Here is a 25662-nt window from a genome sequence, read left to right on the forward strand (position 1 = left end):
AACAACGGGAGTGGAATCGGTTCCAAGAACTGTCCGTTCTCATTCCAGATATGTCACTTTTCGCATTCAACTGTCAGTTAACGGATTCTCAGTTAAGTTGTCAGCGTGGATGATCGTGAGTTGTTGAGATCGCTGACGGCCGCCGGACTTCTGCATGAAACGAACTGCCCGCGACATGGCCAAACACACGAAGCCAACAACCCGGATGAGACGAATCGAGCCGGATGTCGTCTCATCCAACCTGTCAGTTCCGACGTCGCGACTGATAACTGCATTGAGAACGGACAAGAATGCCCGATCCTTGATCGAACCGGCGCTTTCCGCTGGCGATGAAAGCGTCTTCGGTCAACAGCTCACAACCCGTCTCTAGCAAGTTGTTCACCACCACGGCGCACGGCTCGGAACTTGTGCGAACGCACCAAACTCACACCCGTGGCCCTCATCGGCCGAATCCCCTGGCTACTCCCCCGGACCAAACTCACAAAAACCACAGGTAACTCACACCGCCGGGTTACCGTGATCGAGGCCGCTTGGGCCACCGCTTCCCCGAAGGACATGGACTTCCTGCCCGCCATGCCGACTACCGGAAACACCAGCCTGATGTCCTTGGCAATATGAAAGAAGTCCGCGCAAATCCAGGGGTTCAACTGTCAAATTTTTGACAGTTGAAGGCTCTGAAAAATGTCTCCCTCAAAACCGACAGCTCAAACCAAACCCTTCTCTCGGACTGCGATTAGTCCGGCTCTCTACATACAGGACCACCCGAAGCGTGGTCATCGCGTCTATGGGCGCGGTTGAAGAGAAGGGGATATAAGTGAGCCAAAGAAGATTCGAACGAGGCCCCGGCAACCCGCCGGGACGGGGAAGGAACTGGCGGGCGATCTACAAGACCGGCGCCTTGGCAGCCGCCGGCGCACTGACTCTGTCCGCCGTCGGGACCGGTGGCGTTTTGACCGCGCCTGCCGCGCACGCCGCAACTGACCTGCCGGGCATGCACCAATCGGGCATCACCGTCAAGGCTCCGCCGGCCAGGGCGTTTGGGGATTGGTCGATGTGGCTGGGATCCCTGAACTTGAACGGAGCCGCCGGAGGTCCCACGGCGTTCTGCTTCGACGTCGGGATCCCGGCCGGCCCGGCCGGATCCGGGGCGGTGGGGTCCCTGGGTAACCCGCAACTCAACTACGCGATCCAGAAATACCAGGGCGACCCTGCCAACCACCCCGCGCTGGCTTATCTCGCTCACCAAGAAGCCGACCCGAAGTTCAACGCGCCGTGGAACGGCAACGGGGCTCCCTACGCTAATCTCCGGGACTCATCTGATCCGCAGATGCCGGCCGTCCGCGCACAGGCCGCCGCGATGCTGGCCGACGCCCGGGCCAATTCCGGTCCGTATTCCGCCCAACCGAAACTCTCGGTGGACACTAGCGGTCGCGGCGGGACAGTCACCTCAACGGAACTGGTTTCCGCGGCCGGAAACAAGCTGAGCGGCTTCTCGGCCCGCGCTGTTCTGAACGGCCCTGCCGTGTGGTCAGGAACGAACTCCCATGCAGTCAACCTCCGTACCGGAGATCAACTCAGCTTCGCGGCTACCGGAAACGGAATAGTGTCCGTCACACTGACGATCGACGCACCCGGGGTGTCAGCCACAACCTATTCGGTGCCCGGGTTCCAGAACCTTCTCGTTGCCGGCGGGGCACGACCCGTCGCGGGAACGTCGGCCGATGCCAAAGTGATCATCGATTTTCAGCCCGTAGCGAGCTCGACCGCTCCCCGATATGTGGAGGGCGGCCAGCCCCTGGTGGACGTCCTGCACGTGAACACGTCCACGGGAAACACCAATGACTGGGCGTTCGTGAACGGCGGGAGCGTACCGGCCCGCTTCGACGTCGACTGGTACTACAGCCAGGTCAAACTCACCCCGGCCGCCCAAGTCCCTTCCGCCGCGGTGAAGGTTGCCTCCGGGACGGGCACTGCGACGGGACCCGGCGACATCACGGTGACCGCGGACAAAACGGCGGACAAGGCCGGCTATTACTACCCGGTGGCCCGCTTCTCCAAGGCGGCCCAGCCCGCGGAACTGCAGCAGTACTTCCGTGCTGATTGGACGGCAGGCTTCAACGACCCGAACGAAGAGACGATCCAGAAATACCAGCCCGAGGTCGCGACCAAGGCATCGATCATTGAAAACGGCAAGGTCCACGACGTCGTCACCGTGACCGGCAACGAGCCCGGAAAAGAACTCACCGTGACAACGGATCTGGTCCTGACCTCCGCCTCCCCGGTTGCCGGCGGCACCGACGCCGCCCCGGCCGATGCCGAGGTCATCGGTACCGTGACGACCAAGGTCACCGGCAACGGCGAATTCAGGACCGCCGCCGTCGAGGTTCCATGGGAAAAGATCGTCGTCGAGAAGTGGGCCATAGGCCAGACAGCCAACCTGTACTTCTCCGAGAAGATCAACCCTACCGAGTCCACCATGGCATGGGACGGCAAGGAACTGCTGCCCAACGAAACCGTGCCGGTCGAGAAACCTTCGATTGTCACCAAAGCCTCCGAGAACGGCACCGTGCCGCTCGTGGCTCACGACATCGGAATGATCTCGGGCACCATCCCTTCCGGCACCGGCATCAAAGTCACCACCAAAGTGAACCAGTACAAATTCGACGATTCGACCGACGGATCCGCCCAGGCCGTCTGCGCCAACCCCACCTGGACCTCCACGGACCAGGACGTCACTACAACGGGTGAAATCACCTACCCGGGCCACACCATCGCCCACAAAGGCACCTACGGGTACGTCGAGGAGCTCAATCTGACCATCGACAAAGGCCAAGGCAAGGGACCATTCACAGCGCAGCTGCACAAGGGCAACTGCGGCGAAAAGAACGAGACCATCATCGCCTTCCCCGAAACAGTCACCGTTACACCGAACAAGCCGGCCCTGATGATCAACACCGGCTTTGCGCCGACGTCTGCACCGGAGGCCGGGCCGAACGGGCCGCTGCTGATCGCAGGTGCCAGCACCCTCGCACTGGCTCTCCTCGCAGGAGCTGGGCTGTTCTACCGCAGGCGCTTCGATAACCGAGGAGCTAAAACACCTGCCGAGTATCCGGACGAACACGCCGGGTAACACCCCTTGGCGGGCCCCACCAAATTGACGCGGGGCACCCCGAGCCGGCCACCGAGGCTGATCACCGGGTGCCCCGCCTAACAAACAAGGAAAATCCGATGATTCAAACCCGCAACCATTCCCGCGCCCGCCGGAACCGGGTTGCACTGACCGCCGTGGCTTCGTTTGGCGTGGCCGGAGCCACCGCAGGCGTCCTGGCTTTCACAGCACCGCCCGCTCCCCCGCCGGCTCAACCGATACCTGTCCTGTCCGCGTTTACTTCCGCCGAACCGGACACCTACATTGGCCCGGCTGCGATCCCCAGCCTTCGTCCTGGCACGCTCTCCATCCCGGGCGTGGACCTCGAAGTAGGGCTCGTAGACGAAGGCCGTGACGATTCCGGCTACCTGGTGGTCCCGGATGCTTCCAAAGCCGCCCGCTACATAGGGTCCGCCCCTGGGTGTGCCACGAAGGGCTCGACCCTGCTGGCCGGGCACGTCAACTTCCGGGATGGGTCGTTGGCGCCGATGGCTTCCCTCGCACACGTGACCAAGGGCATGCCCCTCTACCTATCCGACAAGGCCGGCGTGACGTGCCGGTACAAGATCGTCGGGCTCGAATCGCTGGCCAAAACGTCCTTGCCCGCAGATGCCTTTGCCACCGAGGGCCCACACCTACTGAGGGTTGTCACGTGTGATCTTGCCAGCCCCTTCGTGCCAATGGACGGGCAAGCCCAGTTCGCCAACAACACCGTGGTCACCGCAGTCCCCTGGCCATGACCCACCACTCCAGTCCAGAACGAGATGGCCCTGTCACGCAGGGATGTCCTCACAGGAATGCATATTTCGGGACGCGTAGCTCTTCGTCCTAGAGTTCTTGGGCCTCGCCTTGTTCCAGATAAGCGATTCCAACGCCTCGCGAACCCCGGGCAGGGCAAGGGCGTTGACGGGGGAAATTCCGTGGAGGCGGCCCCAGAGGTAGCCGCGTTCGCTGCAGACGAAGTCCACGAGCGCCCTCTTGTGGCCCCTGGGCACGCAGCTCAACACCCTGTTCGTTTCCAACCGGGAGAGCGCGGGCCCCGGCTCTGATCCGAAGGAGATCTCCTCAAGGTGTTGGGACGCCCGTTGTTCAATCACCTGCAGGCCGTGCTCGGCGACGTCGCGATCCCAGCCGGCACGGACAAGCAACGCCCTCAGTTCCTGCCAAAGAGGCGATGAACCGGCGGGCATGGGCGTCATAGCCAGGGGAATCGGGGGCCACTCGCACTCCTGTCCGTACACCGATACCAGCGGCGTCCCCTCCCCCAGATCCTGGTTCTTCTTCAGATGCGCCCACACGCCGTCCCGAACATCCCGCTCTGAGAGCCAGTGGCGTTGGGTGACCGTCCAGGTTCGCAGCCCATTGCGGACCACCGTAAGAAGCCAGGCACAGGCCGGGACGTCCGCGGGGATCCCGCTGGCGCAAAGAACTTCCGTGGCGTAGAACAGGGCGTCCTCGGGGGCAATCGAGGGGAACTCGTGCTGGAAACCGGACAACAGCGCCGGAAGAAACGAACCGAACAGCTCGCTGGTCGACGGGCCGTCCCGGCCCTCTCGCTGCCATGTTTCTACCAGGTCCCTCAGAAGGGCGTCCCGTTCGGCTGGCGTCGAAAACCGGCTACGGACTCCGGGACTCACGCTGCAACACCCCACTGCTTAGCAACATCGCTCATTAGTTCCGCTGCCGCGTGGAACTGGGCGGCCAGCCGGCGTCGTCGTGCGGGATGCGCCTCGGGCAGCCGCTGCACGACAAGCTCCGAGGCCCCCATATTCCTGATGGAGTCCATCAGCTCCCGCAGGTGCAGTTCAGCCAGCACGGCCGCGTCGGAAGGACCGTGATCCACGCCCAAAGCGCCGACATCCGCCAGGAAGCCCTCGACATCGAAGACTCCCGCGTTGGAATCGGAGTCGGATTCAGGGCTGGAATCAGCGTGGACCAGTTCGCCTGCGATCACATTGATTGGTACAACGCGGGCACTCGGGCGTCTTTTGCCGTCCAGCGACAGTGTCACAGGCGGTAGCGTTCCACCTTCTGCGATTCCCTTCGCGAGCAGGGTCTTTACTGTCCCGTGGGATATGCCAAGGACAGGGGCGATGGCACGCAACGACAAATTTCCGGCCGCAAGCTCCATGGCGACATTGACCCGGGCGCTGCCTCCCAGACGTGGAAGGACCAGCCGCTCAGCCTCCACCAACTCGGCCCACGTACTCAGCCCAAAGGCCTTCCACGCCTGTGCCTCATACAGCTCCAAAGCAAGCTTCACCACTTGGCCAACCAGTCGGTCAAGAACACCCGCCTGGCGGTCCAGCTCGGCCAAGCGGAGCCGCAGCCGGTTCACCTTGACCCGCGCAACCCCGACATCCAGCTCCCGTTGCATACCTGCGCACCTCCCCAAAAGTACTTAGGACCACTTTGCCTGCCGTCCAGCCGCTAGGCGAGCGGACAAAGTGGGCTGTTGTTAGAACTAGTAGGTCGTCGCCTCAATTTGTGACGCAGAACGTTTGGGAATCCCCGGAAACAGCCGATGCCCCTCAAAACGTCCACATATCCACGCTGTGCCATTGTCAACGGCATCTTCGTCGCCAACAATGAAGCATGCCGGTCTACGTGAGGTCCCTGGAAACTGCAGTTCCGCCCACCGTGCTTGTGCAACCACAAGCACGCGACGTTTTCGCTTCCCAACCCGGCCTGACGCGGCTTGGATCCCGATTGGTGCGAACCTGCTTCGATTCAGCAGCGATCGATACTCGCTTCACTGCTGTCTCCGAATTGTCCCTTGATAATCATTCCGAGAATCCGTCGTTCTTCGACCCCGCCACGGGGCGTGTCCTTAGCCCCAGCACCAAGGTGCGCAATGAAATTTTTGCCGTCGAAGCCACCAAATTGTTTATTGAGGCTGCCAAAGCCGCTGTAGGGAAATGTCCGGATATCGATTTGCTTGACATAACTCATGTCATAACTGTTTCCTGCACAGGATTTTTCAATCCCGGCCCCGACTACAAAGTGGTCCGGGCCCTCGGGCTCAGTCCGGCCGTGCAGCGCTACCATCTTGGCTTCATGGGTTGCTATGCCGCGTTCCCTGCCCTCCGGGCGGCCCGGCAGTTTTGCCAGGCCGATCCTTCCGCCGTGGTCCTGGTCATCTGCGTGGAGCTTTGCTCGCTCCATGTCCGGACCTCGAATGATCCGGACACCATCATGGGGTCGGCGATCTTCGCGGACGGTGCGGCGGCTGCCGTCGTGGCTTCCCGCGAACCTGAGGGGCCGGACCCGGCGATCAGGCTGGATCATTTCGAGACTGTCCTGACGCCCGTCGGCGAAGAAGCCATGGCCTGGAACATTGGCGACGAAGGCTTCGAAATGGTTCTCGGCACGTATGTGCCCCACATCATCGAGGAACACATCACCGGCGCGCTTGAGCCGCTGTTTGCGCAGGACCCTTCCCTGGCCGGACTCCCCTACCGGGATATCAGGCATTGGGCCATCCATCCCGGCGGCCGCAGCATCCTCGACAAAGTCGAGTCGAAACTTGAACTCACCGAAGAACAGATGATTCCCGCGCGCGAAGTCCTTCGCGACTACGGCAACATGAGCAGCGCCACCGTGCTCTTCGTCCTGAAGCACATCCTCGAACAGGCTCCGGCACAGCGGGAGGAGCGCATCTGTTCCATGGCATTCGGCCCCGGCCTCACCGTGGAGACAGGGCTGTTCACCCGGGTTTCCCCGGATCTCTGATGCTGGCTCCGTGATGGCTGCCCGCCCCCGCCCAAGAGGCTTTCTCGCCGCACGGGATGTGACCGCCGTCGAAGACATGGACCGCCCCGATTGCGAGCTCGAGCGCCTCAACCGGAGCTACGCGCGCTTTCCTATCGTCAACGCGGTGGTGTCCGGCTGGCGCGCCACCTACAGCTCACGGATCAAGCCGTTGCTCACGACGGCGGCGCCCACCACGGTCCTTGACATCGGCTGCGGCGGTGGAGACGTCGCCCGCAGCCTCGCGCGCCGTGCCGCGGCGGACGGTTACCGCCTGGAAGTCACGGGAATCGACCCCGACGAGCGTGCCTTCCATTTTGCGAATTCCGCACCGCCGGTGGAGGGCGTGAGCTACCGAAAGGCACTCAGCTCGGAGCTCGTGTCAGAAGGGCGCACGTTCGACGTCGTTATTTCGAACCACGTCCTCCACCATCTGACCGCCCCGGAACTCGACTCGTTCCTCGGCGATTCCGAACGCCTGTGCCGCAGGCTCGCCCTGCACAACGACCTCAAGCGCAGTCGCGTGGCATACGCGCTCTTCTGGGCAGGATCCTGGCCCCTCGGCGTCGGATCCTATATCCACGGTGACGGCCTCACCTCCATCAGGCGAAGCTACACAGCGGTGGAACTCCGTGCCGCCACTCCCCCGGCCTGGACTGTTGAATCGAACGGCATGTGGCACAACCTGCTGGTCTACCGGCCCGGCGAGGTCCCCGATGTTTGACGTCGTGGTGGTTGGAGCCGGGCCTGTCGGGCTGTTCATGGCAGCTCTGCTCCTGCAAAACGGGCATCGCGTTGCAGTTCTGGAAAGACGCGAATCGCGGATCCGCCAGACCCGCGCCATAGGAATACATCCTCCTGCCCTGGCCGCTTTGGACACCGTAGGCGCCGCCCATCCGCTGGTCTCTTCAGGCGTGCGGATCAGCCACGGTGCCGCGTACAGCGGCGGCCGGAAAGTCGCCGACATGGACTTCGCCCGCGCCTCGGCTGAGTACCCGTTCATCCTTTCGGTTCCGCAATACCTCACCACCCAGGCCCTTGAGTCCAGGGTCATCGACCTGGATCCTGACGCCCTCCACCGAGGCGTCCACGTTGAGGAAGTCGTCGACGACGGCGGGCACCTGCGGTTGCGGGGACAGCAAGCCGGGGCTCCAGTGGAGTTCCTGGGGCGCTTCGTGGTGGCGGCCGACGGCGTACACTCGGCAGTGCGCGCGGGACTGGGACTGGAGCCACACCTCCGCACCTATCCCGACTACTACGTCATGGGCGACTTCAGGGATGAATCGCTGTACGGCCACAACGCGGTCCTTTTCCTTGAGCCGGCAGGAATCGTGGAGTCCTTTCCGCTCCCTGGCGGCATCCGAAGGTGGGTGGTCCGGCTTGGCGCCCCGTGCCAGGAACCCACTCCGCATGCGCTCGCCACCCTCATCACGAAGCGGACCGGCGGTGCGGTGGACTCAGCAAGCAATACGATGATCAGCGCCTTCGGCGTCACGTCGCGGCTGGTCTCCCGGATGGTCCACGGACGGATCGCCCTTCTCGGAGATGCTGCGCACGAAATCAGCCCGATCGGCGGACAAGGGATGAACCTGGGCTGGTTGGACGCAGTTGCCTTGGCGCCGATCATCAGCGAAGCGTTGCGGACATCCGCCAACAGCCCCGCCGGCAAGCAGCTGGCCGGTTTCGAGCGGGACCGCCAACGTGCGGCGAAGAAAGCCATCTGGCAGGCCAGCCTGAATATGGCCCTCGGCCGCCCCCTGCCGCCAAAAGTCCTCAGCGCACGGAACGCCCTGATCGGTCGGGCCATCACGTTGCCCCTGTTCTCGGAGCTTGTTGCCCGTCGGTTCACGATGCACTGACACTAAGCTCAATCCATGGACTTTGAGACGCGTCCCCTGCCTTCCGGCCCGGACACAACATTTACTGCCTCGGAAATCCGCAGCGCAGTCCAGGAGTTACTCGGTCTTGAAGGCCTCCCGCCCATCGTGCAGGTCGGCCATCCCGTGCTGCGCCAGCGCGCAGCGCCCTATGACGGCCAGCTCGACGACACCGAATTGGCGCAGCTGATCGAGCGGATGCGGGATGTCATGCATGCCGCTCCCGGCGTGGGCCTCGCGGCGCCGCAGCTCGGCATCCCCTTGCAGTTGGCTGTGCTCGAAGACCATTTCGATGTCGACCCTCTTGCCTCGGAGATCCGGCAGAGGACGCCCCTGGGCTTCTTCGCGATACTGAATCCAAGCTACGAGCCCGAGGGGACATCCACGGCGTCGTTCTATGAAGGATGCCTGTCGATGCGCGGATTCCAGGCCGTGGTGACACGGCACCGCGACGTCCGCCTGCACTACCAGCGTCCTGACGGCAGCACGACCTCGGCCGGATTCTCCGGGTGGCAGGCCCGGATAGTCCAGCATGAGACCGACCACCTGCACGGCGGAATCTATCTGGATCGCGCCGAACTGCGTTCGCTGGCAAACGATGGAGAGTACTCCGCCCACTGGGCGTACCCCGGAATCGACGAGGCACGCAGCGGACTCGGTTTCCTCAACGCGTAACTGAACCGGTTTCGCGCGGCGGATTTGCCCTGGAAGGCAGGTGCGTTGACCACCATGCCAGGATCTGCTCGAAACGTTGCCGCCTGTGGTGCGGCGTGCCCGATCGCGACAGTTCGTGGTCCTCACCCGGGAAGAGGAGCAACGCCGCCTCCACGCCCTGCGCCTTGAGGGCCGCGAAGTAGCGCTGGCCTTGTTCAACCGGGCACCGGAGATCGTTTTCGCTGTGGATCACCAGCGTGGGCGTCCGCACTTCAGTCACCACGGCCATGGGGCTTTGGGCAGCCATCTGCTCGGATGAGCCTCCCGTGTATTGGCCGCCGAAGAACCATCCGATATCCGAGGAGCCGGCAAAGCTGACCGGGTCGAGGAATCCGCGCTCCACAATGGCTGCCTTGAAGCGGTGTTCATGGCCGATGACCCAGGCGGTGAGGTATCCGCCGTAGGACCCGCCCATGATGCCGATCGATTCCCTGTCCATTGCCGGAAAGGCTTCCAACGCACCCTCCAGGAAGGTGAGCACATCCGCCATGTCCACCGTGCCCATCTTTTCCTTGATGGCTCCACCGTGCGCCTGGCCGTATCCTGCGGAACCGCGCGGGTTGCACATCAGCACGGCGTATCCCGCCTCGGCGTATACCTGCGCTTCGTCGAAGAAGGCACCCGTGTACTGGGCGAAAGGACCTCCGTGGATGGTGAGCAGCACGGGATGGGGGCCGTTCCCCTCCGGCAGGACCGCCCAGCCATGGACCGGGTATCCGTCAGTGCCGGTGGCGGTGAACTCATGCGGTTCAAGGACGGTAGCTCCGTCCCGGAACCCCTTGGCGAAGTCCGTGAGCAAGCGGAATTCGCCCTTTTCCAGAACGCCGACCTCGCCACTGCTCGAGGCGTCCCCATACGTGACAGCCACGACGTCCCCCACCGCGGACGCTCCGATCACGACCAGTGGCCCCTTGACGAGGACCTCGCTCTCGCCATCGGCTGTCCACTGGATCAGCTGGACGCTCCCACGGCTCGTGTTGAGCGCGAGCACCCCGTCCGCCCCACGGGCTTCGAGGCGGCCGCCGATGTCCTGGTTTTCGACGTCGCTGAGCATCGTCGCGCTGGTTCCCCGGACCGGCATGGCGTACAGCGCCGTGTTCCTCGCGACGAAGTCCAGGCCGTCGTCACCGAGGTCCTGTGCCGTGAAGAACAGCCATTCACCGTTCACGGATTCGCAGACTTCATGGACGGACTGCGGCGCAGCGTCCGGACGCAGCGCCGTGGTCTCTCCGCCCGCGGCCGGGACACGATAGATACCCGAGGCGATATCGGCGTCGTGCCCTTCGTGGAGCGAAGCGACAAAATAGACGCTCGTACCGTCGCTGCTGAACGACGGCGAGGTGTGGTCGGCGTCGCCGAACGTCAACTGCACCGCCGGCGGCACCAAGCCAACCGCTTCGGACCCCCGAGCCTTGGCGGCCCTCCCGGCGGGAACCACGGGGGGTTCCATTCCCGGCTCGGGAACGTCGACGACGAACAGTTGGGCCGGCTTGTCCGCGGTGAACCCCAAGCCATTGAGCCTGTATTGGTTGCCGGTGATCAGGCGCGGATCTTCGCTCCCGGCTCCGACGCCGTCAACCGTTCCGTAGCGGCCTTCTTCGGGAACCCGCGAGGAGAACACCATCCTGCGCGAATCAGGCGCCCAGGAAAACTCGGAGACGCCCAGTTTCTGGTCGGTGATCGCTTTCGGCTCCCCGCCGTCGGCCTCCACCACGTGCAGTTGCGGCTTGCCGTCCGGCGTCGTCCGCAGGAATGCCAGCACATTGCCGTCCGGCGAGAAGGCCGGTGCGGTGTCCCGGAAGCCACGGGTGATCCGCCGGGGTGGCATCGCCTGGTCAAAGGGAATGCTCCAGAGCTGCCCTACGTACGCATCGGCGTCGAAATCGGGCCGCGTGACCGACACGACGGCGCGCGTCCCATCGGGATGGGTGGCGGGAGCAGAGACGGCATTCAGCAGCGGGAGTTGTTCGGCTTTCACGCTGGTGAGCCTAGCCGCAGTCACCCCGGGGCGATATGCGCCACTCCGGCCGCCGTAGGATTGTCCATATGCTTTCCGACGCCGTCCGTTCCTTGCGCTGCCCGGTCTGCAACGGGCCTTTCCGCCTGAACGAAGCTCCGCCGTTTTCGCTGGGTTGCGTCGCCGGCCACAGTTTCGATTCCGCCAAACAGGGCTACTTCAACCTGCTCAGCGGCAAGGGCACGGTCTTCGAGGCCGACTCGGCCGAGATGGTCGCAGCCCGCCACGATTTCCTGGGCGCTGGCCATTATGCTCCCGTTGCCGAGGCCATCGCGGAGCTTGCGGCCCCGGACCTGGCGGCGCCGGGATCCCTCGTCCTGGATTCGGGGACCGGAACCGGCCACTACCTGCGCACAGTGCTGGACCGCACTCCGGCAGCGGCCATCGGCATTGATATTTCAAAGTTCGCCCTCCGCCGGGCTGCGAGGTTGAATCCGGGCGCCATCAACCTGGTGTGGGATATCTGGCGGCCCCTGCCGCTCGCGGACCACGCCGTGGATGCCCTCATCGTTGTCTTTGCCCCTCGGAATCCACCGGAGTTCGCCCGTGTGCTGCGTCCAGGCGGCCGGGTGATCGTGGTGACTCCGCGCGACGGACATCTTGGGGAGATTGCGGAACGGACCGGAATGCTGGGCATTGAGCCGGGCAAAGACGAGCGACTTGCCGAGTCGATGCAGGAGTACTTCACTCTCGCGGACACCGTTCGACTCGACGTGGATCTCAATCTCAGCGGGCGGGACATCGCCGATGTCGCCTTCATGGGTCCCGCAGGCCACCATCTCGAGCGCTCCGCACTCCTCGCGTCGACGGCCGCGGAAACGTCAGTCAAAGCCACTGCGAAGTTCACCCTCAGCGTTTTCACAGCGCCGGAGCAAGGCTCCTAACGGTAACCTTCGCACCGGGCTAGGATGGAAAAACAGCGACTGTGATCTTGCCGACGCTGCAGTCCGGGGCAGACCGGCTGCCGCCGCAAGTCCGGAAACAGGGGGAACGATGTTTGAATGGCTTGGCAGCAACTGGTGGGCTCTCTGGCTCACGGTGTTTCTCGCTTTCGCCGTGGTGGAGATGCTGACTCTCAGCTTCTTCTTCATCATGCTCGGGGCCGGCGCGCTGGCTGCCCTGGTCGCTGACTTCGCCGGAGCCGATCTATGGTTGCAGATCGTCGTCCTTTGCATCGTGTCCCTGCTGATGATCGCCTTTGTCCGTCCTATCGCGCTGAAGCATCTCCGCAAGGGTCCCGCCGAGCAACGCACCAACGTGGACCGCTTGATCGGCCAATCCGCCCTCGTCATGGAGCCTGTCAGCGCGACGGCGGGACTCGTCAAAATCGGTGGCGACGTGTGGAGCGCCCGCAGCGCGGCGGAAACCATCGACGCCGGCCAGACCGTGCAGGTCACCAGGATTGACGGCGCGACGGCGGTGGTCGCCTTGACGGCGGAAAACAGCCCGCACTGAGAAGCATCCCGCCATGGCTCAAGCCGTACGTTCGACGATGAGCGTCCGGCGACGAGCGACCGGCATTTTGCCGCACACATACCGCATCAAATACGTAACTGGGGAATGAAGGAGATGTATGGACAGCTTGGGAGGAACGGCAGCCGCGATTGTGCTGCTAGTTCTCGTCATATTCGTGATTATCGTCTTGGTCCGCTCGATCAGGATCATCCCGCAAGCGCGCGCCGGCGTCGTGGAACGCCTCGGCAAGTACCAGCGCACGCTCAACCCCGGGCTCACCATCCTCATCCCGTTCGTCGACCGCCTGCTGCCGCTGTTGGATCTTCGCGAACAAGTGGTTTCCTTCCCGCCGCAGCCGGTGATTACCGAAGACAACCTGGTTGTCTCCATCGACACCGTGGTCTACTTCCAGGTCACGGATCCCCGGGCGGCGACCTACGAGATCGCCAACTACATCCAGGCTGTTGAACAGCTGACCACCACGACGCTCCGCAACGTCGTGGGCGGCTTGAACCTTGAAGAAGCGCTCACCTCGCGCGACCAGATCAACGGCCAGCTCCGCGGGGTCCTGGACGAAGCCACCGGACGCTGGGGAATCCGCGTTTCACGCGTGGAACTCAAGGCAATCGACCCGCCACACTCCATCCAGGACTCAATGGAGAAGCAGATGCGGGCCGAGCGCGACCGGCGTGCCGCGATTCTGACCGCCGAAGGCACCAAGCAATCGGCGATCCTCACGGCCGAGGGCCAGCGGCAGGCAGCAATCCTCGCCGCAGAGGGTGACGCCAAGGCAGCGATCCTCCGCGCCGACGGCGAAGCGCAGGCCATCCAGAAAGTCTTCGACGCCATCCACAAGGGCAACCCGGACCAAAAGCTGCTGGCCTACCAGTACCTTCAGACCCTGCCGAAGATTGCGGAGGGATCATCGAACAAACTGTGGATCATCCCCAGCGAGGTCGGCGAGGCCCTCAAAGGCATCGGCGGTGCGCTGGGTGGCGCCAACGGTGGATCAGGCGTGGCGGACCTGTTCAGCGATTCCGGGAAGCCGTCAGCCGAGGTCCCTGCCCCGGCGGGCACACCGGCCGTAAGTTCGGGACACGCGCAATCAACTGCAGCTGCGCAGGAACCGTCGCCATAACTGCGGACGGCGTGCAAGGGGACCGGCCAGATTAACTGGCCGGTCCCCTTCGCTTTGTCCTGTCAGCTTCGATCCGCGTATAATGGTGTATTTGTCCGGCCGGTTCAGTCCGAACGGAACATTAACGCTTGGTCAGGCGTTTCATCTAGTGATGCAACGTGTGCAGACAGTAGTCCGGGCGACGCCATCGCGGCGTCCGGCTAGCGCGGAGCATGGTTCCGCGAACAGACAGAGGGAGTAATCATGAGCGATCGCAGCCTGCGGGGCATGCGTCTTGGCGCCCAGAGCATGGAAACCGAATCCGGTGTGGAGCCGGCGCCGCGTCAACGGGTTGAATACCGCTGCGCGGACGGAGAGCAGGTCTTCGTTACCTTCTCCTCCGAAGCCGAGATTCCTCCTGTCTGGGTTTCCAAGACAGGCAAGGAAGCGCTCCTGGTTGATGGTGAACGCCCCGTTGACACCAACGAGAAGGCCGTCCGCACACACTGGGACATGCTGCTGGAGCGCCGCAGCCTTCCCGAGCTTGAGCAGATCCTCGAAGACCGCCTGAACATCCTGCGCGAACGTCGCGGGGAACGCCGCTCGGCATAACAGCCACGATTTTCAAGGCCCACGCCAAAGGCCGGATCCGCCCTCTTCGCAGAGCGCAGATCCGGCCTTTGTGTGTCCGGCCTACTTTGGGACCCGGGTCTTCTTCCCGGTCAACGCGGCCCAGCGGGAAGCCAGCCCCCATTTGGTGACGTTGATCATGGCCTCGACGACGATGTTGCCGCTCATCTTGGAGGCTCCGAGCTCGCGCTCCACGAAGGTAATGGGGCGTTCGACGATCTTCAGTCCAAGTTTGGCCACCCGCCACGCCAGGTCCACCTGGAAGCCGTACCCAACCGACTCGACCTGGTCCAGCTTGAGCGCCTCGAGGGTGCTGCGGCGGAACGCACGGTAGCCGCCGGTGATGTCTTTGATCTTCAAGCCGAGCATGAGCCGGGCATAGGTGCTGCCCGTGCGCGAAATCGCCTGGCGGTAGAGCGGCCAGTTCACGGTGCCGCCACCCGGAACCCAGCGTGAGCCCATGGCGAGGTCGGCGCCGTCGTTGATCGCTTCCAGCAGCAACGGCAGTTGCTCGGGCTGATGCGAACCGTCGGCGTCCATCTCAACCAGGACGTCGTAGCCGGCGGCCATGCCCCACTTGAATCCGGCAATGTACGCGGCTCCGAGGCCTTCCTTGCCCTTGCGGTGCAGGACGTGGACCTGGCTGTCCTCGGCGGCGATGCTGTCGGCGAGCTGTCCCGTGCCGTCAGGGCTGTTGTCGTCGACAACCAGGACGTCGGAGGCGGGCACAGCCGCGCGCAGCCGTCCGAGGGTCTTGGGTAGCGATTCCAGCTCGTTGTACGTGGGGATGATCGTCAGGACACGCAAGAAGAGGCCTTTCCTTGATGGAGCGGTCAGTGGGCCGGAGCAGCAGCGTGGCTGGCATTCAGGCGCAACTCTCCATTATAGGACGACAACCCGACGTACTTTGGGACATCTGTGGCGTCCGCCACAAGGGTCACCACTGGCCGCGGGCAGGTCCACAAGCCCAGGTCCAGTGCCGGCCCGCGCGTTGTACTCGTGGCCGAACCGTTTTCTGCAGCACCGTGGACCTGCCCACTACGAGTGCCACGGTCGTGGGAAACGGGTCCGTTGACTGTTTTTGACAACCGGAACCGACCGCGGCCAGACAACCAGGTATTCCCTGTGGCAGTCTGTTGACCCTAAATGCTACGGACTTCACAAATCGTGTCAAGCGCCCCCTGAGCTGGGGCTTTGTTCATCCATGCAGGTCAGGGGCCTTCAGGCCAAGCAGGCTATCTGGAACTATGACCGCAAAGTTTCACTCGCGAAGATCTCCTGGCCTTCGCGCACTGTCTGCAGGCAAGCGGGATCGCTGCCGCCGTCCAACGCCGGGAGGAGGGGCGTTCGAGCACGTGGATCGGTGGACCAGGACTGGACTCGGTCATCGGCCACTTGCACCATCAGTTCCTCAACTTCCCACACCGCGAAACTTGCAGGAGCCCCGGGGACCAATTGCCCCATGAACGGATTGCGCTCTTTGCTCGCGCGCCAGCCGGCCCTGGTGTGTCCGAGGAACGCTGCCCGTGCAGAAATGCGTTGATCCGGATTGCTGTGTTCCAGGCACGCCCTCACGCTGGACCACGGCCGCAACGGCGTGACCGGGCTGTCGCTTCCAAAACACACCGGCACGCCGGTGGAGTAATACGAAGCAAAGGGATTCATGGCAAGGCTTCGCTCCCCCAGTCGCTGCTCATACAGTTTTCCGGCCCCGCCCCAGGCGGCATCGAAGGCTGGCTGTGCGCTCACGGTGATCGAATACTTGGCAAGCCGGGCGAGGTCGCCGGCGTCGGCCATTTCCACATGCTCCAGCCGGTGCGCAGCGGCACGGACGCGCTGCTCCCCTACTTCCGACGCGGCAAGGTCCAAGGCATCCAGCGCCGTCTTCAGTCCCGCGTCGCCAATGACGTGGAAGCCTGCCTGGATGCCGAGCGTCGAACAGGCCGCAAAGTGGCGGGCGGCTTCGTCGACGGAGACATAGAGGCTTCCGCGGTGGCCCGGCGCGTCGGCGTAGTCTGCGCTGAGGGCAGCCGTTCGCGATCCGATCGAACCATCGATGTTCAAATCACCGGCCAGGCCAAGAACGTCTACGTCCAGGCCCTCCAGGATGGCAGCGGCATGCTCCGTCGACGTGGCCAGTTCGCCCCAGTAGGGAAGAATTCCGGGGACGGCTGCCCTGTCCTCGCTCCATGGCCCGGAGTTCCACGAGGCGGACATGCGAAGGTCTTCGACACTGCAAATGTGCGGGGCCGCCATTTCGGCCAGTGCGACGTAGCCGTTGGCCGCAGCCTCCTGGAGTGCCACTTCCTGGTATCGGCGGCGTTCGGCGTCGGGGAACTGCCTGGCGACCAGCCGGGCAGCAGTGTGGGCGGCCCCCAGGACATGGGCGGAACCGTCGTAGCCGTCGAGGCCGTCCAGTCCCGCCGCGGATGCCAGGGAGGACGAGGCAAGGGCCGAATGCGCATCCACGCGTGCCAGGTACACCTTGCGTCCGCCTGCGGCGCGATCGATCTCCTCCGGTGTGGGCAGGGTTCTTTCGCCCCACACTGACTCGTCCCAACCGTGGCCAAGCACGGAGCCGGAGGCGCCAAGATCCTTGGCGGCCCGGGCGACGGCGTCGAGCAATTCGCGCGCCGAGCGGACCCCCGCCAGCTGGAGGGAACCGGCAGCGATTCCAGTCTCGGTGAGGTGCATGTGGGAGTCCACGAAACCGGGCGCCAGCAAGGCTCCCCGGAGATCGATGACTTCCATCGACGAGTCGGCAATCGACGTCGCTGCCTGCTCCGAGCCAACCCAAGCAACGGTGTCGCCGTCAACCAGCATTGCGGTCGCGAAGGGATCAGCGGCAGTGTAGACAGAGCCGTTCCGGTACATGGTGACCTTGCGGGGCCGGCTGTCGGCGGGCACGCCTGGATGGGTCATGGATATGCTCCTTGCTGGGAATCTGTGGGGGTCAGGAGACGTTGGAGTACGCGACCACGCCGCGGCGGACCAGGTCGATCGCTTCGCGGCATATCTTGGTGTGTCGACGTTCGAGCCCTGGAATCTTGGCCATCTGGTCCAGCAGGTCGATCACCTGCTTCGCCCAGCGCACAAAGTCGCCCGCGGCGAGGTCGGTACCACTGAGAACTTCCTGAAGGTGGCGGCCCTTGGCCCATTTGAAGATGGGCCAGACAAGTCCAAGCTCAGGCTCGGCGGTCAATGGCAGCCTGTTCTTGTCCTCGACGTCCTCCAGCGCTGACCACTCATGCACCACGATGTCCACGGCCGTTTCGAGGGACACGGACGGCATTTTGGGTCGCAGGCCCCGGTCGTCGCGCTTCGCTTGGTAGACCATCGTGCTCGCCAGCGCGGCCAGTTCTGCGGCGTCGAGGTCCTTAATGGCCCCTTGGCGGATGGATTGCGAGATCAGCAGGTCTTTTTCGCCGTAGATCCGGCGCAGGCGCTGGCCGTCCGCGCTGATGGTGACATGGCCGGCGTCGGACGTCTGGAGGTAACCGTAGGCGGCGAGGACGTCGCACACGCGGTCGAATGTCTTCGCGATCGTATTGGTGCGGCCCTGGATCTGCCGGACGAGCCCATCGGTTTCATGACGCAATTTCCACCAGCGTTCAGCCCAGCGGGCATGGTCCTCGCGTTCACTGCAGCCGTGGCAAGGATGGGCGCGCAGCGCCCTGCGGAGGTCTGCGATCTTCTTTTCCTGGTCCGGCAGGTAGCGGGCGCGGCCGAAGTCCTCGCTCCGGTTGGTGCCGCGGGCCGGCGGGCGTCCCTCACGCACTGCATTCCGCATGGCGGATGCCAGGTCACGGCGCGATTTGGGCAGTTTCGCGTTGAACGACTTCGGAATCCGGATCCAGGACACGGGAGCGACCGGCCCTTCGACTTCGTGGGCGCCGATCCTATGCAGCTGGTTGTCGTCCGTGAGAACGGCGGGGCGCGGTTCACGCGAGTTGGGATCGGCATTGAGCACGACGGCGTAGCCCGGCGTACGCCCGCCGGGAACCTTGACGATGTCGCCGGGCATGAGCCGGGTCAGGGAGTCGACGGTCAGCGATTTGCGGGCCCGCGAGGTGCTCCGCGAGGCAAACTGCTCGGCTTCGCCCAGGTCCCGCCGGAGTTTGGCGTACTCGGTAAAGTCGCCCAGGTGGCACTTCATGGATTCCGCATACCCCGCGAGCGACTCTTCGCGGCTGCGAACCTGCTTGGCGAGCCCCACCACGGAACGGTCAGCCTGGAACTGGGCGAACGACGATTCGAGGATCTGCCGTGCCCGGGGCCGGCCGAACTGGGCAATCAAGTTGATGCTCATGTTGTACGTGGGCCGGAAGCTTGAGTTGAGCGGATAGGTGCGCCGCGATGCCAAGCCGGCGACGGCGGCAGGGTCAGTGCCCGGTTGCCAGAGGACCACGGCATGGCCCTCGACGTCGATTCCGCGCCGTCCAGCGCGGCCGGTCAACTGCGTGTACTCCCCCGCGGTGATGTTGACGTGGGCTTCGCCGTTGAACTTGTCGAGCTTCTCGAGGACGACGCAGCGGGCAGGCATGTTGACGCCCAGCGCAAGGGTTTCCGTTGCAAACACCGCTTTCACCAGGCCGTCCGCGAAGAGCGTCTCCACAACCTCCTTGAAGGTCGGCAGCAAGCCGGCGTGATGCGCGGCGAGGCCGCGGAGCAGGCCGTCGCGCCAGCTCCAAAAGCCCAGGACATCCAGGTCGTCGGCCGGAATCTCACGGCTGGCCTCATCCACCCGGGATGCGATGATTTGTTGTTCCCGCTCCGTCGTGAGCCACAAGCCGGCGGCGGCACACTGCGCCACGGCCCCGTCGCAGCCGGCGCGGGAGAAAATGAAGGTGATGGCCGGTAGCAATCCCTGGCGGTCCAGGCTCGCGATGATCTGGGGCCGGCTGGCCTTGCGGACCGGGCTGCGCTGCTCCGCGGCGGTATTGTCGCGCTGGCGGTCCTGCCGGCGGCGACTACGCCCACCATGGCCGAAGCGGCCACGGTAATTCATCTGGCTTTCTGCCCTGGCCATGGACAGCAGCTCCGGGTTGACTTCGAACTCCCTCTGCAGGGGATTCCGGTCCGGCTCCCGCACTGCCTCCGGTGCAGGAGCTTCGCCGTCGGGTGCCTCCGGAGCGATCTCGTCGAAGCTGGTGTCCCCGGCGAAGAGGTCGACGATCTCACGCCCCACCATGACGTGCTGCCACAAAGGGACGGGACGGTGCTCGGAGACAATCACATCGGTGTGCCCGCGCACGGTGTCGAGCCACGCGCCGAACTCCTCTGCGTTGGACACCGTTGCGCTGAGGGAGACCACTTGCACTTCGCTGGGCAGGTGGATGATCACTTCTTCCCAGACTGCGCCGCGGAAGCGGTCTGCCAGGTAGTGCACCTCATCCATGACCACGTAGCCAAGGTCCCCGAGGGTGTCCGAGTCCGCGTACAGCATGTTCCGCAGGACCTCAGTGGTCATCACGACAATAGGAGCCTCGCCGTTGATGGTGGTATCGCCGGTCAGCAGTCCCACGTTCGAGACGCCGTACTTCGCCGAGAGCTCGGAGAACTTCTGGTTGCTCAGCGCCTTGATGGGCGTCGTATAGAACGCCTTGAGTCCGCGTTCGAGCGCCAGATAGATGGCGAACTCGCCGACGATTGTCTTCCCGGCACCCGTGGGCGCCGCCACGAGCACTCCCCTGCCCTCCTGGAGCGAACGGCAGGCGTCGCGCTGGAATTCGTCGAGTTCGAACTCCAGCGATTGGGCGAAAGTGCCAAGGTAGGTCTTCGACTCAGCACTCCGCTGCGCTGCGGCTTGAAAGGCTTCTGAGGGCGAAAGGGCCCCTGAATTGGAGGACATGCTTCAAGCCTAGTGGCCGTGAGACTAGAGATTCTCCAGATCGGAAGCACGTGTGGCGATGTCGGCCGTGGCATCCGTCTCAGCAGCGATCTTCGACTGCTGGCGCGCGCGCCGTTTGTCGTTCAGCATGCAGAGCCCGATCGCGGCGAAGAACAGCGCAAGGAGAGGGCCGGCGAGCATGAACATCGACAAGGCGTCCGCACCGGGCGCGGCAACGGCCGCCAGGACGAACACGAGGAAGACCGTGATGCGCCAGGCTTTGAGGATGGTCTTGCCACTCAGGACGCCGGCCATGTTGACGCCCACCAACACCACCGGCACCAGGAACGCGATGCCGAGGAAAAGAAGCATGTGCGTGGCGAACGTCAGGTACTGGGATGCGTCGATGTTGTTGGCCCCGTTTTGCGGCGTGAACTGCAACAGCGCACGCACCACGTTCGGGATGACTGTCCATGCAACATAGACCCCGGCCAGGAACAACGGCACCGCGGCCGCCATGTACCCCAGCGTGTACCGGCGCTCTTTCTTGGTCAGGCCCGGCGTAATGAATGCCCAGACCTGATAGATCCAGATGGGGCTGGAGAGCACCAAGCCGATCTGGATCGCAATGCGGAACTTGAAGTCGAAAGGATCTCCCACGCTCGCGAAGTTCAGGACGGCGGTCCGCTTGGTCTCCTGGGCGATCTTGATCAACGGATCCGACAGGCTGTTGACCACCGGCTCGTAGAGGAACCACCCTGCCACGGCGCCCAGGAGAACGCCGATGGCAGACTTGATCAGCCGGTTCTTAAGCTCCCTCAGGTGGTCTAGGAGCGCCATCCGCCCTTCGGGGTTGGCTTTGCGGCCTGTCTTCGTTGCCACTACTGCTTAGCTACGGTTTGCGGGCGGAACGTCAGTGTCGTTGCCGCTCTTGTTCGCTTCGGGGTGGTTGACCACTCTGCCCTCAACGGGGTCCGTGTCGTCCTTGGCCGCAGGCTTCCCGTCGTTCTTCATTTCCTTGACTTCGGACCTGATGATGCGCATTGACTGGCCGAGGCTACGGGCCATGGCAGGCAGCTTGGGGGCCGCGAACAGCAGCAGGGCCACGATGATGATAATGACAATTGGCCAAGGGCCATCAAATAGTCGTCCCACGGGAAGTCCTTTCGTTGGAATACATCCTACGTCTAACTGAATTCGATGTCGTGCAGAGACTGGGGTTGGCCCCGTTCTGCTTTGCGCTTAACGCGCTTTTGGCGACGCACTTCCCGGCGGGAGGCCTTGGCCGTCACGTAATCATGACGCATCTGTTCCGGTGAGGCAAAAACGGCCGCACCGAACACATCCGCCGGGGCCCCGCCGTCGTCGTCGGCATGTTCGCGAAGGTGCGGGCGGTGCCCGAGCGCCTCCCCTGCCTCACTCAGTTCACGCACCGTGGCCATGAACTTCCGGAAAAGCCGAACGCCCAACAGGACATAGCAAAGCAGCGATACCGCAATCAGCGCGACCCACAGAAGGATCCAGGACCACCAAGGCATTTGAGTAGTCTAACCAGCCTTCACGGTTTGTACCGGGTCCGCCTGCTTGTACTGCCGGAGGGCCGCTGCCACCCACGCCGCCGACTTGTCCGCCAACTCGGCCGGCTGCAAAATGCGGGCCGCACCGCCATGCTGCGCGACGAACATCGGCAACCAGTCAGCATTTCCGAACCGGATCTCGGCCAGCAAGCCGCCGTCGGGAAGGACGGCGGTCCGCTCAGCGTAATAGTCGCCCGCCAGTCCGACGCCTTGCCGGGTCAAGTGGAGGACGACGACGACGTCGTCGTCGTTGGGCGTGTACAGCTTCACCGGAACGCCTTCCTCGACGGCGGAACTCCGGGAAACCGGCTGGCCATTGGGCGTGACTTCCTCGATGCGGTCCAGGCGGAAGTTCCGCAGCCCGGCTTTGCTATGGCAATAGGCCTCGAAATACCACGTGTTGTCCAAGGAATACAGCCGGAAAGGGTCGACGTCCCGCTCGGAGATCGAGTCGCGCTGCCGGGACAAGTAGCGAAGCCGCAATTGTTGCCCCGACTGGATCGCGTGGGTGATGGTGTCGAACGCCCCGGCGTCGGCGGGGGTTACGGGTGGTCCCGCGACGGCTGCCGCCAAACGGCCGGCCTCGCCCGCAGCGCCGGTGAGCTTCAGTGTGACGGACTCCAGGGCGCCGCTCTGCTCATCCTCCGACATTCCGGCCTGGGCGGGGAGCCCGCCCAGGGTCGCCAGGCCCGTGAGCAGCGCGCAAGCCTCGTCAACGCTGAAGCGGATGGGCCGGTTGAGTTCGAGGTGCTCGCGGATGTAGACGTGCTCGTTCTCCCAATCGATGTCAAACAAGTCGTCCGGATAACCCTCGGGCCGGCCGGAGCAAATCAGTATGGTCAGGTCGGCCACGAGTTCCTCGCGGGTCACACCGAAGCGGTCCGCCACTTCCTGGATCGGCAGGCCCTGGTTGTGGACAAGGAAAGGGACCAGCTGCAGCATGCGGTTGAGTTGGTCTTCGGAGGTCCGCTTACGTGCCAGCGGCGCCGGGCCGGCGCCGGAGAAGCGGACCTCGACGGCGGGGCTCGAGGCGAACGCAGCGGCCGCCTCAAGCCGCCGGATCACGGCATCGCGCAGCTCCGGAGGTCCCGCGACGCGGACGTGGGGACCGTAGGAGGCCAGTTCCTCGGCGAGCAGCTCACTGTCCCGAAAAGGCACCGACAGCCGGTCCCAGCCGCCTGGGGAGCCGCTGGTGGCAGCCGTCCCCGTGACACTCACCGCGCGCTTGCGAAGACCGAGCAGACGGCCTTCGGCGACGTCGAGGTGGGCCTCCTGCAAAGGAAGTTCGGTGAGGCTGTCCAGTTCGGCGCGGATATCGAACCCCGGAGGTGTCTCGCAGTGATGCCCGGTCTCGACATGGACATCGCTCGTCATCCGGGACAGCCGGAAGAACCGCTTCGCCTGGCGTGCGCTGTCCAAGCCCACCACGTACCACTGGCCGAACCGGCTCCCGAGGCCCCAAGGCTCCACGGTGCGGCGTTCGTCCTTGCCGGTGCTGGCGGCACGGTAGCCGAAACTCACGGGGTGCCGGCCGTTCATGGCCATGATGATGTCGTCAAAAGCCTGGCCTGCGGGCTTGATGCGCGGCTGGACACCGGCAGGGAGTTGGACGTCGGCAAGGTCGCCGGAAGCCTGCAGCTTCCGCAATGCGCTTGCCGCAGCTGAGCCGAGCGCCGCGCGCTCCCATAGCTGCGCGGCCAGGAGCAGGACCGTGCCCTCCGCCGGCGTCAGCTGCACGTACGGCAGGCGATTGGACTCCTTGCCGATGCGGTATCGGGTCGAGGCGGGATCGTCCGCGCCGAATCCGTGGTCGAAGAGCGTTTCGATCTCGAAGCCAAACTGCTTCAGGTCTGACTTGTCGCGTTCAAACATGCGTCCGAACGCGACGTCGCTGCCGCCGGCGTCGTGATAGACCTTCTGCCTGAGAACGGCCCGGGACAGCCCATATCTCGTGTTCAGAAGGGCAATCAACAGGTTCAGGAGTCGTTCGGTACGTGATGCGGACACCCTTGCAACGTTACTAAATTCCGCCGCCAAAGGCGGAAGGCGCGTCTGCGGCCGGATTTCTCCGGCTGCAGACGCGCCTTCCCATGCTGTGAAACCTAGCGGACTGCCACGAGGTCCACCACGAAGATGAGGGCTTCGTTCGGCTTGATGGCCGCGCCTGCGCCGCGGGAACCGTAAGCAAGCTCGGAGGGGATCTCGAGGCGACGGCGGCCGCCGACCTTCATCCCGAGCAGTCCCTGGTCCCAGCCCTGGATGACCTGGCCGACGCCCACTCGGAAGTCCAGCGGCGCGCCGCGGCCCCAGGATGCGTCGAATTCCTCGCCGGTGGACCAAGCCACGCCGACGTAGTGGGTGGAGACGGTGTCGCCGGCCTGGGCCTCGGCGCCGTCACCAACGATGATGTCCTTGATAACGAGTTCCGTGGGGACGTCGCCCTCCGGGAAGTCGATCTCCGGCTTGGTGCGGTCGTAATCGCGCTGACCAAATGACATGGGTACTCCTCAATGTGATAGCTACGGTGTTTCGGATAATTGCGGAAGGCTACTGGGCGCCCAGGATGTCCACGACGAAGACCAGGTCGCCCGTGGGCTGGCCCTGGGCTGCGGCCGCGTCGCCATATGCGAGGCTCTTGGGGATGACCAGGAGGACACGGGAGCCGACGGTCTTGCCCGTCAGGCCTTGAGTCCAGCCCTTGATGACGCCGTTCAGCGCGAAGCTGGCGGTCTGGCCCTTGTCGTAGCTCGAGTCGAACTTCTTGCCGTCAGCCAAGGTGACGCCGACGTAGTTGACCGTCAGGGTGTCCGTTTCCTTGACGACTGCGCCCTTGCCCTTGATGAGGTCCTGGGCGACGAGGGCCGACGGCGCCTTCGCACCGTCAACGGAAATCTGCGGAATTCCCTTGTCGTCGACCTTGACCGTGGGGAGGCCGGCGGGCGGAGTCACGGTGTCGCCCTCAGGCTTGTCCAAGGGTTTGACTGCGTCCTTGACGCCGGTGACCTTGAAGACCACCAGCTGGGATGACGTTGCCGCTGCTTCAGCAGAAGCCGGAGTTCCCGGGACGGCAAAAGCGATGTCGGCGCCGACCTTCGCACCGACCAGCGCGTTGTAAAGCACAGCGCTGCCGGTCTTGAGCTGGTCGTTCAGTTCGACCGGCTGCGACCCTGTCGGGAAGGTGTCTTCGAGTGTCTTGCCGTCCTTGCCGTCGACGGCAATGTAGGTGATCTGCGCCACCTGTCCGGCCTTCACTTTGTCACCGGTGCCGTCGCTGACCATCTTGATGGTCGGCTGCGTTACGTCCAACGGCTTGGTGAAATCCAGGCCGGGGGCCTTCTTGTCTCCATTATCGGAGACCTTGAGGGAATCCAGCTTGGCGACATCGCCGGCGGACTGGCTGGTGGGCTCCGGGGTTGCTGTTGTTGCTGGACTTCCGCCGCAGGCGGTGAGCAGCAAAAGGCCGGGGATAAGAATTGCTAGTAGACGTCGCACAAATTGAACTTTCGTCGGGGCAAAAGGAGGGCATGGCCGGGCCGGGCTCGGCCAT

The 25662-nt window shown here is 64.0% G+C and carries 23 protein-coding genes; 11 read left to right on the forward strand and 12 right to left on the reverse strand.

The window, feature by feature from the left end; translation table 11 throughout:
- The first annotated feature begins 432 nt into the window (after positions 1 to 432).
- The 3 genes from KNN17_RS04730 to KNN17_RS04740 all read left to right on the forward strand — a co-directional run bounded on the left by KNN17_RS04730 (position 433) and on the right by KNN17_RS04740 (position 3888).
- Positions 433 to 618: a hypothetical protein gene (locus KNN17_RS04730; RefSeq protein WP_241707713.1), complete on the forward strand. Its 186-nt coding sequence runs from the start codon at positions 433 to 435 to the stop codon at positions 616 to 618.
- Positions 619 to 814: 196 nt separating this feature from the next.
- On the forward strand, positions 815 to 3130 hold the full coding sequence (locus KNN17_RS04735; protein ID WP_241707714.1) for a hypothetical protein: 2316 nt from the start codon (positions 815 to 817) through the stop codon (positions 3128 to 3130).
- A gap of 98 nt (positions 3131 to 3228) precedes the next feature.
- On the forward strand, positions 3229 to 3888 hold the full coding sequence (locus KNN17_RS04740) for a class F sortase (RefSeq protein ID WP_241707715.1): 660 nt from the start codon (positions 3229 to 3231) through the stop codon (positions 3886 to 3888).
- Between the two features lie 33 nt (positions 3889 to 3921).
- On the opposite strand, the gene KNN17_RS04745 is transcribed toward KNN17_RS04740, so the two are convergent.
- Positions 3922 to 4785, reverse strand: coding sequence for a hypothetical protein (locus tag KNN17_RS04745; RefSeq protein ID WP_241707716.1), 864 nt, complete (start codon positions 4783 to 4785; stop codon positions 3922 to 3924).
- Complete coding sequence (locus KNN17_RS04750; protein WP_241707717.1) at positions 4782 to 5525, reverse strand: hypothetical protein; 744 nt, start codon at positions 5523 to 5525, stop codon at positions 4782 to 4784. The genes KNN17_RS04745 and KNN17_RS04750 overlap by 4 nt, the downstream gene beginning before the upstream one ends.
- A 218-nt stretch (positions 5526 to 5743) precedes the next feature.
- On the opposite strand from KNN17_RS04750, the gene KNN17_RS04755 reads away from it, so the two are divergent.
- Genes KNN17_RS04755 through KNN17_RS04770 form a run of 4 tightly spaced genes read left to right on the forward strand, consistent with a single transcriptional unit; the run spans position 5744 to position 9450 of the window.
- Positions 5744 to 6880 (forward strand): type III polyketide synthase, encoded by a 1137-nt coding sequence (locus KNN17_RS04755; RefSeq protein WP_078108919.1) that lies wholly within the window; start codon positions 5744 to 5746, stop codon positions 6878 to 6880.
- A gap of 13 nt (positions 6881 to 6893) precedes the next feature.
- Positions 6894 to 7622 (forward strand): class I SAM-dependent methyltransferase, encoded by a 729-nt coding sequence (locus KNN17_RS04760; protein ID WP_241707836.1) that lies wholly within the window; start codon positions 6894 to 6896, stop codon positions 7620 to 7622.
- On the forward strand, positions 7615 to 8757 hold the full coding sequence (locus tag KNN17_RS04765; RefSeq protein WP_241707718.1) for an FAD-dependent oxidoreductase: 1143 nt from the start codon (positions 7615 to 7617) through the stop codon (positions 8755 to 8757). The genes KNN17_RS04760 and KNN17_RS04765 overlap by 8 nt, the downstream gene beginning before the upstream one ends.
- 15 nt (positions 8758 to 8772) lie before the next feature.
- On the forward strand, positions 8773 to 9450 hold the full coding sequence (locus KNN17_RS04770; RefSeq protein WP_241707719.1) for a peptide deformylase: 678 nt from the start codon (positions 8773 to 8775) through the stop codon (positions 9448 to 9450).
- Here the strand turns inward: KNN17_RS04770 and KNN17_RS04775 are convergent.
- The gene (locus tag KNN17_RS04775) at positions 9440 to 11467 is read right to left on the reverse strand and encodes a S9 family peptidase (RefSeq protein WP_241707720.1); all 2028 of its coding nucleotides are present in this window, start codon (positions 11465 to 11467) and stop codon (positions 9440 to 9442) included. The two genes, KNN17_RS04770 and KNN17_RS04775, sit on opposite strands and share 11 nt — an antisense overlap.
- Before the next feature lie 68 nt (positions 11468 to 11535).
- On the opposite strand from KNN17_RS04775, the gene KNN17_RS04780 reads away from it, so the two are divergent.
- The 4 genes from KNN17_RS04780 to KNN17_RS04795 all read left to right on the forward strand — a co-directional run bounded on the left by KNN17_RS04780 (position 11536) and on the right by KNN17_RS04795 (position 14690).
- Positions 11536 to 12390, forward strand: a complete 855-nt coding sequence (locus tag KNN17_RS04780; RefSeq protein WP_241707721.1) for a methyltransferase domain-containing protein — start codon at positions 11536 to 11538, stop codon at positions 12388 to 12390.
- Between the two features lie 109 nt (positions 12391 to 12499).
- Complete coding sequence (locus KNN17_RS04785) at positions 12500 to 12961, forward strand: NfeD family protein (protein ID WP_078108913.1); 462 nt, start codon at positions 12500 to 12502, stop codon at positions 12959 to 12961.
- A gap of 118 nt (positions 12962 to 13079) precedes the next feature.
- Positions 13080 to 14099, forward strand: a complete 1020-nt coding sequence (locus KNN17_RS04790; protein WP_241707722.1) for an SPFH domain-containing protein — start codon at positions 13080 to 13082, stop codon at positions 14097 to 14099.
- A 243-nt stretch (positions 14100 to 14342) separates the two neighbouring features.
- A complete protein-coding gene (locus tag KNN17_RS04795; RefSeq protein WP_059389983.1) occupies positions 14343 to 14690 on the forward strand; it encodes an RNA polymerase-binding protein RbpA in 348 nt (115 codons plus the stop codon).
- Positions 14691 to 14771: 81 nt separating this feature from the next.
- Here the strand turns inward: KNN17_RS04795 and KNN17_RS04800 are convergent, their stop codons facing one another.
- From KNN17_RS04800 to KNN17_RS04840, 9 genes are all read right to left on the reverse strand, one after another.
- Positions 14772 to 15515: a polyprenol monophosphomannose synthase gene (locus KNN17_RS04800; protein ID WP_241707723.1), complete on the reverse strand. Its 744-nt coding sequence runs from the start codon at positions 15513 to 15515 to the stop codon at positions 14772 to 14774.
- A 438-nt stretch (positions 15516 to 15953) separates the two neighbouring features.
- A complete protein-coding gene (locus KNN17_RS04805) occupies positions 15954 to 17630 on the reverse strand; it encodes an amidohydrolase (RefSeq protein ID WP_241707724.1) in 1677 nt (558 codons plus the stop codon).
- Between the two features lie 31 nt (positions 17631 to 17661).
- Positions 17662 to 20559 carry a DEAD/DEAH box helicase gene (locus KNN17_RS04810; protein WP_241707725.1) on the reverse strand — a complete coding sequence of 966 codons (2898 nt, stop codon included), beginning with the start codon at positions 20557 to 20559 and terminating at the stop codon, positions 17662 to 17664.
- A 24-nt stretch (positions 20560 to 20583) separates the two neighbouring features.
- Entirely contained in the window at positions 20584 to 21378 is a 795-nt protein-coding gene (tatC, locus tag KNN17_RS04815; protein ID WP_078108942.1) for a twin-arginine translocase subunit TatC, read from the reverse strand.
- Between the two features lie 48 nt (positions 21379 to 21426).
- Complete coding sequence (gene tatA, locus KNN17_RS04820; RefSeq protein WP_078108908.1) at positions 21427 to 21693, reverse strand: Sec-independent protein translocase subunit TatA; 267 nt, start codon at positions 21691 to 21693, stop codon at positions 21427 to 21429.
- Between the two features lie 32 nt (positions 21694 to 21725).
- Complete coding sequence (locus tag KNN17_RS04825; protein WP_241707726.1) at positions 21726 to 22076, reverse strand: hypothetical protein; 351 nt, start codon at positions 22074 to 22076, stop codon at positions 21726 to 21728.
- 9 nt (positions 22077 to 22085) lie between these two features.
- Positions 22086 to 24122, reverse strand: coding sequence for a helix-turn-helix transcriptional regulator (locus tag KNN17_RS04830; RefSeq protein WP_241707727.1), 2037 nt, complete (start codon positions 24120 to 24122; stop codon positions 22086 to 22088).
- Positions 24123 to 24217: 95 nt separating this feature from the next.
- Positions 24218 to 24613 carry an FKBP-type peptidyl-prolyl cis-trans isomerase gene (locus KNN17_RS04835; RefSeq protein ID WP_078108905.1) on the reverse strand — a complete coding sequence of 132 codons (396 nt, stop codon included), beginning with the start codon at positions 24611 to 24613 and terminating at the stop codon, positions 24218 to 24220.
- A gap of 49 nt (positions 24614 to 24662) precedes the next feature.
- Positions 24663 to 25607, reverse strand: a complete 945-nt coding sequence (locus tag KNN17_RS04840) for an FKBP-type peptidyl-prolyl cis-trans isomerase (RefSeq protein ID WP_241707728.1) — start codon at positions 25605 to 25607, stop codon at positions 24663 to 24665.
- Positions 25608 to 25662 lie beyond the last annotated feature (55 nt).

Source organism: Arthrobacter bambusae (assembly GCF_022606295.1).
Taxonomy (GTDB): Bacteria; Actinomycetota; Actinomycetes; order Actinomycetales; family Micrococcaceae; genus Arthrobacter; species Arthrobacter bambusae_A.